This is a genomic window from Streptomyces sp. NPDC050658, from assembly GCF_044457025.1.
In the GTDB taxonomy this organism is placed as follows: domain Bacteria; phylum Actinomycetota; class Actinomycetes; order Streptomycetales; family Streptomycetaceae; genus Streptomyces.
The window spans coordinates 116,927-130,281 of record NZ_JBITGM010000011.1 but is presented as its reverse complement, the minus strand read 5'-3'; the positions used below and the strand labels follow the sequence as shown (position 1 = coordinate 130,281).

Genomic DNA, 13,355 nt, shown 5'->3' with positions numbered 1-13,355 from the left:
ACGGGGGCGTCCGGCACTGGGTGAGTGCCGTACGCCCCCGTCGTCGTACGCGAAAGATCTACAGCTTGTCGATGACGTAGTCGATGCACTTCGTGAGCGCCTCGACGTCCGCCGGGTCGATCGCCGGGAACATGGCGATGCGCAGCTGGTTGCGGCCGAGCTTGCGGTAGGGCTCGGTGTCGACGATGCCGTTGGCGCGCAGCGCCTTGGCGACGGCCGCGGCGTCGATCTCGTCCGCGAAGTCGATCGTGCCGATGACCTGCGAGCGCTTGGCCGGGTCCGTCACGAACGGCGTCGCGTACTTGGACTCCTCGGCCCAGCCGTAGAGCGCCTGCGAGGAGGCGGCCGTGCGGCCGGTGGTGAACTCAAGCCCGCCCTGGCCGTTCATCCACTCCAGCTGCTCGCCGAGCAGGAAGAGCGTGGCGAGGGCCGGGGTGTTGTACGTCTGGTTCTTGCGGGAGTTGTCGATCGCCGTCGGGAGGCTGAAGAACTCCGGGACGTGGCGGCCGGACGCGTGGATCCGCTCGGCGCGCTCGATCGCCGCCGGGGAGAACGCGGCGACCCAGAGGCCGCCGTCCGAGGCGAAGGACTTCTGCGGGGCGAAGTAGTAGACGTCCGTCTCGGCGATGTCGACGGGGAGGCCGCCGGCGCCGGAGGTGGCGTCCACCAGGACGAGGGAGCCCGCGTCCGCGCCGGCCACCCGCTTGATGGGGGCGGCGACACCGGTCGACGTCTCGTTGTGCGTGTATGCGTAGACGTCGACGCCCGCCTCGGCCTGCGGCTCCGGGTGGGTACCGGGGTCACTCGCGATCACGGTGGGCTCGGCCAGCCACGGGGCGGCCTTGGCGGCCTTGGCGAACTTGGAGGAGAACTCGCCGAAGCTGAGGTGCTGCGACTTGTTCTCGATCAGGCCGTGCGTCGCGACGTCCCAGAAGGCGGTGGAGCCGCCGTTGCCCAGGATCACCTCGTAGCCCTCGGGGAGGGAGAAGAGGTCCTTGACGCCGTCACGCACGCGGCCGACCAGGTTCTTGACCGGGGCCTGGCGGTGGGAGGTGCCGAGCAGGGAGGTACCGGTGGCGGCGAGGGCGTCCAGCGCCTCCGTGCGCACCTTGGAGGGGCCCGCGCCGAAACGTCCGTCGGCGGGCTTGATGTCAGCGGGAATCTGGATCTCAGCCACGGGAGGAGCCTAGCGGCTTCCGGCGTGGGCGCCTTGAGCCGTCCGGCGGCTGAGACTGTCCACCCGCCCCGGCGGCGGCCGGAAAGATTCGGGAAGGGGTGGGGTTGGGGAAGGAGAACCGCATGAACGTTCACGGAGACGGAGACCTGGAGCACGCCCTACGAAACGCCGTCCGCGGGGAAGTCGACTTCTCCGTCACCGCCAGAGCCCTGAACACGATGGACGCCTCCAACTACCGCCGAGTGCCGCACGGCGTCCTCGCCCCGCGCGACGCGGACGACGTGGCGGCGGCCCTGGCGGTCTGCCGAGAGCACGGCACCCCCGTAGTGGCCCGCGGCGCCGGCACCTCCATCGCAGGCCAGGCAACCGGCACCGGCCTCGTACTCGACTTCACCCGCCACATGAACCGGATCGTCGCCCTGGACGCGGAGGCGCGCACGGCCACCGTCCAGCCGGGCGTGATCCTGGACGACCTGCGCGGCGCGGCAGGCGCACACGGGCTGACCTTCGGCCCGGACCCCTCCACCCACAGCCGCTGCACCCTCGGCGGCATGATCGGCAACAACTCCTGCGGATCGCACTCGGTCGCCTGGGGCACGACCGCCGACAACGTCCACCGCCTGGACGTCATCACCTCCGGAGGTGACAGGTTCGCCCTCGCCCAGGGCTGGGACGGCGGCGCCCCCGAGGGTCTGCGCCCGCTGGTGGACGCCGAGTTGAAGCTCCTGCGCACCGGCTTCCCCGAGCTGCCCCGCCGTATCTCCGGCTATGCCCTGGACGCCCTGCTCCCCGAGCGGGGCGTGGACCTGGCCCGCGCGTACTGCGGCTCGGAAGGCACGCTCGGGGTCCTCACGGAGGCGACGGTACGGCTCGTCGACGCGCCCCGTGCCCGCGCCCTCGCCGTTCTCGGGTACGCCGACGAGTCCGCGGCCGCGGAAGCGGCCGCCGCCCTGCTGCAGCACGGCCCGCTGACGGTGGAGGGCATGGCGGCCGACCTGGTGCGCGACGCGGAGGGGCTGCCCAGGGGCGGCGCCTGGCTCTTCGTGGAGACCGGCGGCGGCAGCGAGGGCGAGGCACGCGCGCGTGCGGAGGCGATCGCGCGGGCGGCGGCGGGTGACGGCGCCGTGGACTCCGTGGTGGTGACCGACCCGGCGGGACAGCGCGCGCTGTGGCGGGTGCGCGAGGACGCCAGCGGTACGGCGACCCGGATGCCGGACGGCAGCGAGGCCTGGCCCGGCTGGGAGGACTGCGCGGTGCCGCCGCCACGGCTGGGCGCCTACCTGCGCGACTTCCGGGCGCTGCTGTCGCAGCACGGGCTGCGCGGCACGCCGTACGGGCACTTCGGGGACGGCTGCATCCACGTACGCATCGACTTCGACCTGATGAGCGAGGAGGGCGTGCGCCGCTTCCGGCGCTTCTCGGAGGAGCTGGCGGAGGTGGTCGTCGCGCACGGCGGCTCGCTGTCGGGCGAGCACGGCGACGGCCAGGCGCGGGCGGAACTGCTCCCCAAGATGTACGGCGGTGAACTCGTCGCCCTCTTCGAGCGGGTGAAGGGGGTGTGGGACCCGGCGGACCTGCTGAATCCCGGGATGCTGGTGCGACCGGCCCCGCTGGACGCGAACCTGCGCTTCGAGGGACTCCCGCGACAGCCGGTGGACGTGGTCTTCGGCTACCCGCAGGACGGCGGTGACTTCTCGGCGGCAGTGCGGAGGTGCGTGGGGGTGGCCAAGTGCCGTACTACGTCGACTGTTTCGGGAAGCTCATCGGTGATGTGCCCCTCCTTCCGGGCGACGGGCGAGGAGGAGCACTCGACGCGGGGCCGGGCCAGGCTGCTGCACGAGATGCTCACGGGGGAGGTCGTCACGGACGGCTGGCGCTCGGAGGAGGTGCGGGACGCGCTCGACCTGTGCCTGTCCTGCAAGGGCTGCCGCTCGGACTGTCCGGTGGGCGTGGACATGGCCACGTACAAGGCGGAGTTCCTGCACCACCACTACGAGGGCCGCCGCAGGCCGGCGGCGCACTACGCGATGGGCTGGCTGCCGGTGTGGCTGCGCCTTGCGGACCGTACGCGTACGGCGGCCCTCGCCAACTCCCTTGCACGGGTGGGCGTGTTGGCGAGTCTGGCGAAGCGCATCGGCGGAATCGCTCCGGAGCGGCAGATCCCGGAACTGGCGCGGCAGTCGTTTTGGCGGTGGTGGCTGCGGGAGCATCAGCGGGGCAAGGGGACGCGGCTCGCCAGCCGTGACCGCTTCGTCGTGCTCTGGCCGGACACGTTCACGAACCACCTCTCCCCGGAGGTGGGCCGGTCGGCGGTGCGGGTCCTGGAGGACGCGGGGCTGCTGCCGTTCGTGCCGGGGGGCGGGGTGTGCTGCGGCCTGACGTACATCTCCACGGGCCAACTCGACCGCGCCCGTGCGGTGTTGAAGCGGACGGTGGCGAAGATGGCGCCGCTGGTGGAGGGGGGCGTGCCGGTGGTCGTCCTGGAGCCGAGCTGCGCCGCCGCGCTGAAGTCGGACCTGGTGGAGCTGCTGGGCGACGACGAGGACGCCCGGCGCCTGGCCTCCTCCGTCCGAACGTTCGCCGAGGTCCTGGAGGAACGGGCCCCCGACTGGCGACCGCCGCGCCTGAACCGCCCGGTGGTGGGCCAGACGCACTGCCACCAGCACGCGGTACTGGGCGACGCGGCGGACCGCCGCCTGCGCGAGAAGGCGGGACTGGAGGGCGACTTGACCGGCGGCTGCTGCGGCCTGGCGGGCAACTTCGGCTTCGAGGCGGGACATTACGAGGTGTCGACGGCGTGCGCGGAGGAGGCACTGCTCCCGGCGGTGCGCTCGGCCCCACCCACGGCATCGGTCCTGGCGGACGGCTTCTCTTGCAGGACACAGCTGGGACAGCTGGGGGAGGGGGTACGGGGGAGGCATCTGGCGGAGGTGTTGGCGGAGGGGTTGGCGGAGGGGTTGGGGGACCGCTCCGAAATTGATCCCCGTTTCCGGCGCTGAATTGCACTCCATCGAAGGTCTTTCCGCTTCATAGAGTGGTGATCACAACGCAGCGGGCACGCCGCCGCAGAGCCGAAGGGACACCACCATGAGCAGCAAGAACGCCGACTTCGTCGCCCTCCTCACCCGTGCCTCGCAGGCCGAGACCTCCGCTGATCCCAGCAGCGTGATGACGCTGCTGGCCGACACCGACGGGCCGGGCGGCGGGTTCACCTCGTACCGTTCCACGTTCGCCGAGGGTGCCGTCGGTGCCCCCGCGCACTTCCACACCAAGGCCACCGAGCTGTTCTTCGTGATCAGTGGGTCCCTTCAGGTCCTGGTCGGCGAGGAGATCACCGTCCTGAACGCCGGTGACTTCCTCGCCGTGCCCCCGCACACCCCGCACGCCTTCGCCGCCGCACCCGGCTGCACGGCCGACGTCCTGTTCACCTTCACGCCCGGCATGGCCCGCTTCGACTACCTGCGCCTGCTCGGCGGCGTGATGCGCGGCGAGGTCGACCCGAAGAGGATCGCGGAGTCCTCCGAGCAGTACGACAACCACTACGTCGACAGCCCCGCCTGGCGAGCGGCCCTCGCCGCCTCTTGATCGTTCACCTCGGATGATCGTTCACCTCGGAATGTGGACGCCATTTGCGTACAGCAGTAAAAAGGCTCCACAATCCTTACGTGGTCTACTATCTTGGACGTGGTAGTTCAGAGCAGTGGACTTACTGGTGGACTGGTTTGGTCTGGCCTGACCTCGGCTGGGCTGTACCGGCAGAGAGTGGAAGGTTGAACTGTGGACGCGACGCGCAGTGCCCAGGAGGGGCAGGAGGTGGCCTCCAGCGGGCGGTGGGGGGCCCTTGGGCCCGTCGGGCTCGTGCTCGCCGGTGGGGTCTCCGTCCAGTTCGGTGGCGCCATCGCCGTGAGCGTGATGCCCAAGGCGGGCGCCCTCGGCATCGTGACCCTGCGGCTCGCCTTCGCCGCGCTCGTGCTGCTCATCGTCTGCCGACCCCGGCTCCGCGGGCACTCCCGCGCCGACTGGGGAACCGTCGTCGCCTTCGGTGTCGCCATGGCCGGAATGAACGGGCTCTTCTACCAGTCCGTCGCCCGGATTCCCATGGGGCCCGCCGTCACCCTCGAGGTCCTCGGGCCGCTCGCCCTCTCCGTCTTCGCCTCCCGGCGCGCCGTCAATCTCGTCTGGGCCGGGCTCGCCCTCGGGGGAGTCTTCCTGCTGGGCGGCGGCGGTGGGTTCAGCGGGCTTGATCCCGCCGGTGTCGCGTACGCGCTCGGCGCCGGTGCCATGTGGGCCACCTACATCGTCTTCAGCGCCCGTACGGGGCGACGCTTCCCGCAGGCCGACGGGCTCGCCCTCGCGATGGTCGTCGCCGCAGTGCTCTTCATGCCGCTCGGCTTCATCGAGTCCGGCGACAAGCTCGTCCAGCCCGAGGTGCTCGGGCTCGGCGCCGCCGTCGCCGTCATGTCGTCCGTGCTGCCCTACACCCTCGAACTGCTCGCCCTGCGCCGCCTTCCCGCCTCCACCTTCGCCATCATGATGAGTCTGGAACCGGCCATCGCCGCCATCGCCGGCTTCCTCGTCCTCAACCAGGCCCTCTCCGTCAACGAGGCCCTGGCCATCTCCCTCGTCATCGCCGCCAGCATGGGAGCCGTGCGTACGCAGGTCGGGCGTCGGTCCCGGTCGGACGGTGCGGATGTCGTCGCGGGTGGTGTCCCCGAAGAGCGCCGCGACCCCGGCCCGCTCGAAGGCCCCGCGGAAAGCCCCCTCCCCGAAACCCTCCCCGAACCCTCCGCAAAGTAATGCAAGCACGCTTGCTTGTTTCTTTGGACGCTGCCATGCTCCGGGGCACACCGTCGTGCCCCGAGGGGAGCGCTCCGTGTCCGAAGCTGTGCCCGTACTCGACGATTTGCGCAGTGAGAGTGAGGAACTCGACCGGCTCGTAGGGGAGTTGGCCGAGGAACGCTGGGCCTTGCCCACGCCCGCCGCCCGGTGGACCGTCGCCCATCAGATCGCCCATCTCGCCTGGACGGACCGCGCCGCGCTGCTCGCCGTCACCGACCCCGACGCCTTCGGGAAGCTGGTCGAGGAGGCCCTCGCCGCGCCCGATTCGTTTGTCGACGACGGGGCCGAGGAGGGCGCCGCGCTGCCGCCCGGTGAGCTGCTCGCCCGGTGGCGTGCCGGGCGCGACGGCCTGCTCGACGCCCTGCGCGCCGCGCCCCGCGGCACCCGGTTCCCCTGGTACGGGCCGCCCATGTCCGCCACCTCCATGGCCACCGCCCGGCTGATGGAGACCTGGGCCCACGGGCAGGACGTCGCCGACGCCCTCGGTGTCGTACGGGTTCCGACCGACCGGCTGCGGCACGTGGCCCATATCGGTGTGCGGGCACGGGACTTCGCCTTCGGCGTGCATGGGCTTCCCGCTCCCGCCGAGCCCTTCCGGGTCGAGCTCCTGCTTCCCTCCGGTGCCTTGTGGGCGCAAGGGCCCGAGGATGCCTCCCAGCGTGTCACCGGGCCCGCCCTCGACTTCTGTCTTCTCGTCACCCAGCGTGCGCATCGCGATGATCTCTCCGTACGCGCCCAAGGCGCCGACGCCGAGCGGTGGCTCGGCATCGCGCAGGCCTTCGCCGGGCCCGCCGGGCCGGGGCGCGCCGCCAAGGGGGCGGGCCGATGACCTTCCCGGAGAGCAGCCCGGCACGCCCCGTCCTGCGCATCGGCAACGCCTCCGGCTTCTACGGCGACCGCTTCGACGCCATGCGCGAGATGCTCACCGGCGGGCCCCTCGACGTACTCACCGGCGACTATCTCGCCGAGCTGACCATGCTGATCCTCGGGCGCGACCGGCTGAAGGACCCCTCCCGGGGGTACGCGAAGACCTTCCTGCGGCAGCTGGAGGAGTGTCTGGGGCTCGCCAAGGAGCGGGGGGTCAAGATCGTCGCCAATGCGGGCGGCCTCAATCCCGGTGGACTTGCCGATGCCGTAGGGGAGTTGGCCGCGCGGCTCGGTGTCGACAGCCGTATCGCGTACGTCGACGGGGGCGATCTCGGCACGGACTTCCCCGACGCCCTCACCGCCAACGCCTACCTCGGCGGCGCCGGTATCGCCGAGTGTCTGCGTGCCGGCGCCGATGTCGTCGTCACCGGGCGCGTCACCGACGCCGCCCTCGTCACCGGGCCCGCCGCCGCGCACTTCGGGTGGGCGCCCGACGACTACGACCGGCTCGCGGGAGCCGTCGTCGCCGGACACGTCCTGGAGTGCGGGACCCAGGCCACCGGCGGCAACTACGCCTTCTTCGGCGACGGACGGATCGAGCAGCTGCGCCGGCCCGGATTCCCGCTCGCCGAGATCCATGAGGACGGGTCCAGCGTCATCGGCAAGCATGACGGTACGGGCGGGTTCGTCGATGTCGGGACGGTCACCGCGCAGTTGTTGTACGAGACCGCTGGTCCCCGGTACGCCGGGCCCGATGTCACCGCCCGGCTCGACACCGTCACCCTCGCGCAAGAAGGACCCGACCGCGTCCGCATGTCCGGTGTGCGCGGCGAGGCTCCGCCGCCCACCCTCAAGGTGGGGCTCAACCGGCTCGGCGGCTTCCGGAACGAGGTCGTCTTCGTCCTCACCGGGCTCGGCATCGAGGACAAGGCCGCCCTCGTACGCGCCCAGATCGAGGACGCCCTCGGGCGGTCCAAGTCGCCGCCCGATGAAGTGCGTTGGGAGCTCGTGCGCACCGACCGGCCCGACGCCACGACCGAGGAGACCGCCAGCGCCCTGCTGCGGCTCGTCGTGCGCGACCCGCGGCCGGAACCCGTCGGCCGCACCCTGAGCGGCGCCGCCATCGAACTCGCCCTCGGCAGCTACCCCGGATTCCACGTGACGGCGCCCCCCGGCCAGGGCGCGCCCTATGGAGTCTTCGAGGCCGCGTACGTCGAGCGGGGCGGCGTGGAGCATGTGGCGGTGCTGCCGGGCGGGGAGCGGGTCCCCGTCGCGAAAGGTGCCGTGGAGACCCACGTACCGGAGGACGTCGAGCCCGCGCCGCTGCCCGACCCCCTCCCCGCCGGCACCCCCACCCGCCGCGCCCCCCTCGGCCTCGTCGCCGGAGCCCGCAGCGGGGACAAGGGGGGTGATGCCAACGTCGGCGTATGGGCGCGGACGGACGAGGCCTGGCGGTGGCTCGCCCACGAGCTGACCGAGCGGAGATTCCGCGAACTCGTTCCGGAAGCCCGCGACTTGACCGTCGTACGCCATGTCCTGCCGAATCTGCGCGCCCTGAACTTCGTCGTCACCGGAATCCTCGGCGAGGGAGTCGCCGCCCAGGCCCGCTTCGATCCGCAGGCCAAGGGGCTGGGGGAGTGGCTGCGGGCCAGGCATGTGGACATCCCGGCCACGCTCCTCGACGCCCCGGCCGCACCACCCGGCGCACCTGCCGCACCCCTCGACGCCCCGGCCACCCCCCTCGACCCCCCGGAGGCACCACAGTGACCGTCCTCGCGTCCGCGCTCGACACCGCAGGACCCGAGTACGCCGCGCACCGCGAGGCGATGCTCGCCAAGCTCGACGAACTCGGCGTCGAAACGGCCAAGGCCCTGGAGGGCGGCGGCGAGAAGTACGTCCAACGGCACCGCAAGCGGGGGAAGCTGCTGGCGAGGGAGCGGATCGAGCTGCTCCTCGATCCCGACACGCCCTTCCTGGAGCTGTCGCCGCTCGCCGCCTGGGGGAGCGACTACCCCGTCGGCGCCTCCATGGTCACCGGGATCGGCGTCGTGGAGGGCGTCGAGTGCCTGATCACCGCCAATGATCCGACCGTGCGGGGCGGCGCCAGCAATCCCTGGACCCTGAAGAAGGCCTTCCGCTCGCATGAGATCGGGCACGCCAACCGGCTGCCGTCCATCCATCTCGTCGAGTCGGGGGGCGCCGATCTGCCCTCCCAGAAGGAGATCTTCATTCCGGGCGGTGCGCTCTTCAAGCACCTCACCCAGTCCTCCGCCGCCGGAATCCCCACCGTGGCCGTCGTGTTCGGGAATTCGACCGCGGGCGGCGCCTACGTGCCCGGCATGAGCGATCACGTCATCATGGTCAAGGAGCGCGCCAAGGTCTTCCTCGGCGGGCCGCCCCTGGTCAAGATGGCCACGGGCGAGGAGAGCGACGACGAGTCGCTCGGCGGCGCCGAGATGCATGCCCGCACCTCCGGGCTCGCGGACTATCTCGCCGAGGACGAGCAGGACGCACTGCGGCAGGCGCGGCGGGTCGTCAAGCGGCTCAACTGGCGCAAGGCGTACCCCGATCCGGCAGGCATCGCCGAGCCGCCGAAGTACTCCGAGGACGAGCTGCTCGGCATCGTGCCCGGCGACCTGAAGGTGCCCTTCGATCCGCGCGAGGTCATCGCCCGCATCGTCGACGGCTCCGACTTCGACGAGTTCAAGCCGCTGTACGGGGCCAGTCTCGCCACCGGATGGGCCGAACTGCACGGCTACCCCATCGGCATCCTCGCCAACGCGCAGGGCGTGCTCTTCAGCGAGGAGTCCCAAAAGGCCGCCCAGTTCATCCAGTTGGCGAACCAGCGGGACATTCCGCTGCTCTTCCTGCACAACACCACCGGCTACATGGTCGGCAAGGAGTACGAGCAGGGCGGCATCATCAAGCACGGCGCGATGATGATCAACGCCGTCTCCAATTCGCGCGTCCCGCACCTCTCCGTCCTCATGGGCGCCTCCTACGGCGCCGGGCACTACGGCATGTGCGGGCGCGCCTACGACCCGCGCTTCCTCTTCGCCTGGCCCAGCGCCAAGTCCGCCGTCATGGGCCCGCAGCAGCTCGCCGGTGTCCTGTCGATCGTGGCCCGCGCCTCCGCCGCCGCCAAGGGGCAGCCGTACGACGACGAGGCCGACGCCGGTCTGCGCGCCATGGTGGAGCAGCAGATCGAGGCGGAGTCCCTGCCGATGTTCCTCTCCGGGCGGCTCTACGACGACGGGGTCATCGATCCCCGCGACACCCGCACGGTCCTCGGCCTGTGTCTGTCCGCGATCCACACCGCGCCCTACGAGGGCGCGCGCGGCGGCTTCGGCGTCTTCCGGATGTGATCCCCATGACCACTGTGCCGAATGACCACTGTGCTGAGGAACTCACCATGATTACTTCCCTGTTGGTGGCCAACCGCGGCGAGATCGCCTGCCGCGTCTTCCGGACCTGCCGCGACCTGGGCATCGCCACCGTCGCCGTCTACTCCGACGCCGACGCGGACGCCCTGCACGTCCGCGAGGCCGACTCCGCCGTACGGCTGCCGGGCGCGGCGCCCGCCGAGACCTATCTGCGCGGCGAACTGATCGTGAAGGCCGCGCAGGCCGCCGGCGCGGACGCCGTCCACCCCGGCTACGGCTTCCTCTCCGAGAACGCGGACTTCGCGCGGGCCGTGCTGGACGCGGGGCTCGTGTGGATCGGACCGCCCCCCGAGTCCATCGAGGCCATGGCGTCCAAGACGCGGGCCAAGGAGCTGATGGGCATCGCGTCGCTCGACGCCGTCACCGAGGACGATCTGCCGGTGCTGGTGAAGGCCGCGGCCGGTGGTGGCGGGCGTGGCATGCGTGTCGTACGTGAACTCGCCGAACTGGAAGGTGAGTTGGCGGCCGCCCGTGCCGAAGCCGCCAGTGCCTTCGGCGACGGTGAGGTCTTCGTCGAGCCGTACGTGGAGGGCGGGCGGCACGTCGAGGTGCAGATCATGGCCGACGCGCACGACACCGTCTGGGCCCTCGGCACCCGCGACTGCACGCTCCAGCGCAGGCACCAGAAGGTCATCGAGGAGTCCCCGGCGCCCGGCCTCGCGGCGGAACTCGTCGCGACGCTGCGCGAACAGGCCGTGCGGGCGGCCCGCGTGACCGGCTATCGCGGGGCGGGCACGGTCGAGTTCCTCGTCGACGGCGACCACGCGCACTTCCTGGAGATGAACACCCGGCTCCAGGTCGAACACCCCGTCACCGAGGCCGTGTTCGGGCTCGATCTCGTCGCGCTGCAGATCCGGGTCGCCGAGGGCGAGGCGCTGGACACCGAGCCGCCCGCCGCGCGCGGGCACGCCGTCGAGGCCCGGCTCTACGCCGAGGACCCGGCCGCCGCATGGGCCCCGCAGACCGGCACCCTGCACCGCATCGACGTGCCGGGCGTCCGGCTCGACACCGGGTACGCGGACGGCGACACGATCGGGGTGCACTACGACGCGATGCTGGCCAAGGCCGTCGCGTACGCCCCTACGCGGGCCCAGGCCGTACGGAAGCTGGCGGGAGCCCTGGAGCGCGCGACGCTCCACGGGCCGGTCACCAACCGGGAGTTGCTGGTCCGGTCGCTGCGGCACCCGGAGTTCACCGAGGCCCGCATGGACACCGGCTTCTACGACCGGTACGTCACTGGACTCGCCGCCCCCGCCCCGGATCAGCACGCCCCGCTGGCCGCCGCGCTCGCCGACTCGCACGGCCGCTCGCGCTTCGGCGGCTGGCGCAACCTCGCCTCGCAGCCCCAGGTCAAACGCTTCCGCAGCGAACCGGACGGCACCGAGCGCGAGGTGCGCTACCGCCACACGCGGGACGGGCTCACCGCCGACGGGGTGCGGGTCGTGTCCGTGGCGCGCGATCTCGTCGTACTCGAAGTGGACGGTGTGCGGCGGCAGTTCACGGTCGCGCGGTACGACGGCACCGACCGCGTGTACGTCGGTGGGGTCGCCCTCACTCCGCTACCGCTGCTCCCCGAGCCCACCGCCCGCCAGGAACCCGGATCCCTGCTCGCCCCGATGCCCGGCACCGTCGTGCGCCTGGCCGAAGGGCTCGCCGAGGGGGTGACGGTGACCGCCGGGCAGCCCCTCATCTGGCTGGAGGCCATGAAGATGGAGCACCGCATCACCGCTCCCGCCCCCGGCACGCTCACCGCCCTGCACGCCGAGCCCGGCCGCCAGGTCGAGGTCGGCGCGCTGCTCGCAGTCGTAGACGTAGACGTCGTACAGGAGGAGCAACCCGTATGAGCACCGTCCTCGAGACCGAAGAGCACAAGGACCTGCGCGCCGCCGTCGCCGCGCTCGGCAAGCGGTACGGCCGCGACTACATGACCGGCATCGTGCGGGACGGGGCGCACCCCGACGCGCTGTGGGCGGACGCCGCGAAGCTCGGCTATCTGGGCGTGAACCTGCCGGAGGAGTACGGGGGCGGTGGCGGCGGCATAGCCGAACTGTCCATTGTGCTGGAGGAGTTGGGAGCGGCGGGCAGCCCGCTCCTGATGATGGTGGTGTCTCCCGCGATCTGCGGCACCGTCATCGCCCGGTTCGGCACCGAGGAGCAGAAGCGGGCCTGGCTGCCGGGGCTCGCCGACGGCAGCCGCACCATGGCGTTCGGCATCACCGAGCCCGACGCGGGATCCAACTCGCACCGCATCACCACGACCGCGCGCCGCGACGGCGCGACCGGCGACTGGCTGCTCACCGGCCGCAAGGTGTTCGTGTCCGGCGTCGACATCGCCGACGCGACGCTGATCGTGGGCCGTACGGAGGACGCGAAGACCGGCAGCCTCAAGCCCTGCCTGTTCATCGTCCCGCGCGAGACGCCGGGGTTCGAGCGGCGGCAGATCGAGATGGAACTCCAGGCTCCGGAGAAGCAGTTCGAGCTGGTCCTTGACGATGTGCGGCTGCCGGCCGACGCGCTGGTCGGCGACGAGGACGCGGGGCTCCTCCAGCTCTTCGCCGGGCTCAATCCGGAGCGGATCATGACGGCTGCGTTCTCGATCGGCATGGCGCGGTACGCGCTGGCCCGGGCCGTCGAGTACGCCAAGGAACGCAGCGTGTGGAAGACGCCGATCGGCGCGCACCAGGCGATCGCGCATCCGCTGGCCCAGTCCCACATCGACATCGAGCTGGCCCGTCTGATGATGCAGAAGGCCGCGCGGCTGTACGACGAGGGCGATGACATGGGCGCCGGCGAGGCCGCCAACATGGCCAAGCTGGCGGCGGCCGACGCCTGTGTGAAGACCGTCGACCAGGCGGTGCACACACTGGGCGGCAACGGACTGACGAAGGAGTTCGGGATCGCCTCGCTGATCGTGGCGTCGCGGGTGGCGCGGATCGCACCGGTGAGCAGGGAGATGATCCTTAACTACGTCTCCCACCAGACTCTGGGTCTCCCGAAGTCGTACTGATCCGCGCACTGTGTCCGCCAAC

The 13,355-nt window shown here is 71.5% G+C and carries 9 protein-coding genes; 8 read left to right on the top strand and 1 reads right to left on the bottom strand.

Features of this window, described 5'->3' with window-relative positions:
• Positions 1 to 58 precede the first annotated feature (58 nt).
• On the bottom strand, positions 59 to 1,177 hold the full coding sequence (gene serC / locus ACIBKX_RS31690) for a phosphoserine transaminase (RefSeq protein WP_363269849.1): 1,119 nt from the start codon (positions 1,175 to 1,177) through the stop codon (positions 59 to 61).
• 122 nt (positions 1,178 to 1,299) lie between these two features.
• On the opposite strand from serC, the gene ACIBKX_RS31685 reads away from it, so the two are divergent.
• The 8 genes from ACIBKX_RS31685 (at position 1,300) to ACIBKX_RS31650 (ending at position 13,333) form a co-directional block, all read left to right on the top strand.
• Positions 1,300 to 4,176: an FAD-binding and (Fe-S)-binding domain-containing protein gene (locus ACIBKX_RS31685; protein WP_363269850.1), complete on the top strand. Its 2,877-nt coding sequence runs from the start codon at positions 1,300 to 1,302 to the stop codon at positions 4,174 to 4,176.
• An 88-nt stretch (positions 4,177 to 4,264) separates the two neighbouring features.
• Complete coding sequence (locus ACIBKX_RS31680) at positions 4,265 to 4,762, top strand: cupin domain-containing protein (RefSeq protein ID WP_363269851.1); 498 nt, start codon at positions 4,265 to 4,267, stop codon at positions 4,760 to 4,762.
• Between the two features lie 192 nt (positions 4,763 to 4,954).
• On the top strand, positions 4,955 to 5,974 hold the full coding sequence (locus tag ACIBKX_RS31675) for a DMT family transporter (protein WP_363269852.1): 1,020 nt from the start codon (positions 4,955 to 4,957) through the stop codon (positions 5,972 to 5,974).
• Positions 5,975 to 6,050: 76 nt separating this feature from the next.
• The gene (locus ACIBKX_RS31670) at positions 6,051 to 6,845 is read left to right on the top strand and encodes a TIGR03084 family metal-binding protein (RefSeq protein ID WP_363269853.1); all 795 of its coding nucleotides are present in this window, start codon (positions 6,051 to 6,053) and stop codon (positions 6,843 to 6,845) included.
• A complete protein-coding gene (locus tag ACIBKX_RS31665) occupies positions 6,842 to 8,650 on the top strand; it encodes an acyclic terpene utilization AtuA family protein (RefSeq protein WP_363269854.1) in 1,809 nt (602 codons plus the stop codon). Before ACIBKX_RS31670 ends, ACIBKX_RS31665 begins: the two co-directional genes overlap by 4 nt.
• Complete coding sequence (locus tag ACIBKX_RS31660; protein WP_363269855.1) at positions 8,647 to 10,248, top strand: carboxyl transferase domain-containing protein; 1,602 nt, start codon at positions 8,647 to 8,649, stop codon at positions 10,246 to 10,248. Before ACIBKX_RS31665 ends, ACIBKX_RS31660 begins: the two co-directional genes overlap by 4 nt.
• Positions 10,249 to 10,295: 47 nt before the next feature.
• On the top strand, positions 10,296 to 12,170 hold the full coding sequence (locus tag ACIBKX_RS31655; RefSeq protein ID WP_363269856.1) for a biotin carboxylase N-terminal domain-containing protein: 1,875 nt from the start codon (positions 10,296 to 10,298) through the stop codon (positions 12,168 to 12,170).
• Positions 12,167 to 13,333 (top strand): acyl-CoA dehydrogenase family protein, encoded by a 1,167-nt coding sequence (locus tag ACIBKX_RS31650; protein WP_363269857.1) that lies wholly within the window; start codon positions 12,167 to 12,169, stop codon positions 13,331 to 13,333. Before ACIBKX_RS31655 ends, ACIBKX_RS31650 begins: the two co-directional genes overlap by 4 nt.
• Positions 13,334 to 13,355 lie beyond the last annotated feature (22 nt).

Bases quoted from the DNA above. Each gene is read 5' to 3' on its own strand.
- ACIBKX_RS31685 (WP_363269850.1), top strand. From the start codon at position 1,300: ATGAACGTTCACGGAGACGGAGACCTGGAGCACGCCCTACGAAACGCC.
- ACIBKX_RS31655 (WP_363269856.1), top strand. From the start codon at position 10,296: ATGATTACTTCCCTGTTGGTGGCCAACCGCGGCGAGATCGCCTGCCGC.
- ACIBKX_RS31665 (WP_363269854.1), top strand. From the start codon at position 6,842: ATGACCTTCCCGGAGAGCAGCCCGGCACGCCCCGTCCTGCGCATCGGC.
- ACIBKX_RS31650 (WP_363269857.1), top strand. From the start codon at position 12,167: ATGAGCACCGTCCTCGAGACCGAAGAGCACAAGGACCTGCGCGCCGCC.
- ACIBKX_RS31680 (WP_363269851.1), top strand. From the start codon at position 4,265: ATGAGCAGCAAGAACGCCGACTTCGTCGCCCTCCTCACCCGTGCCTCG.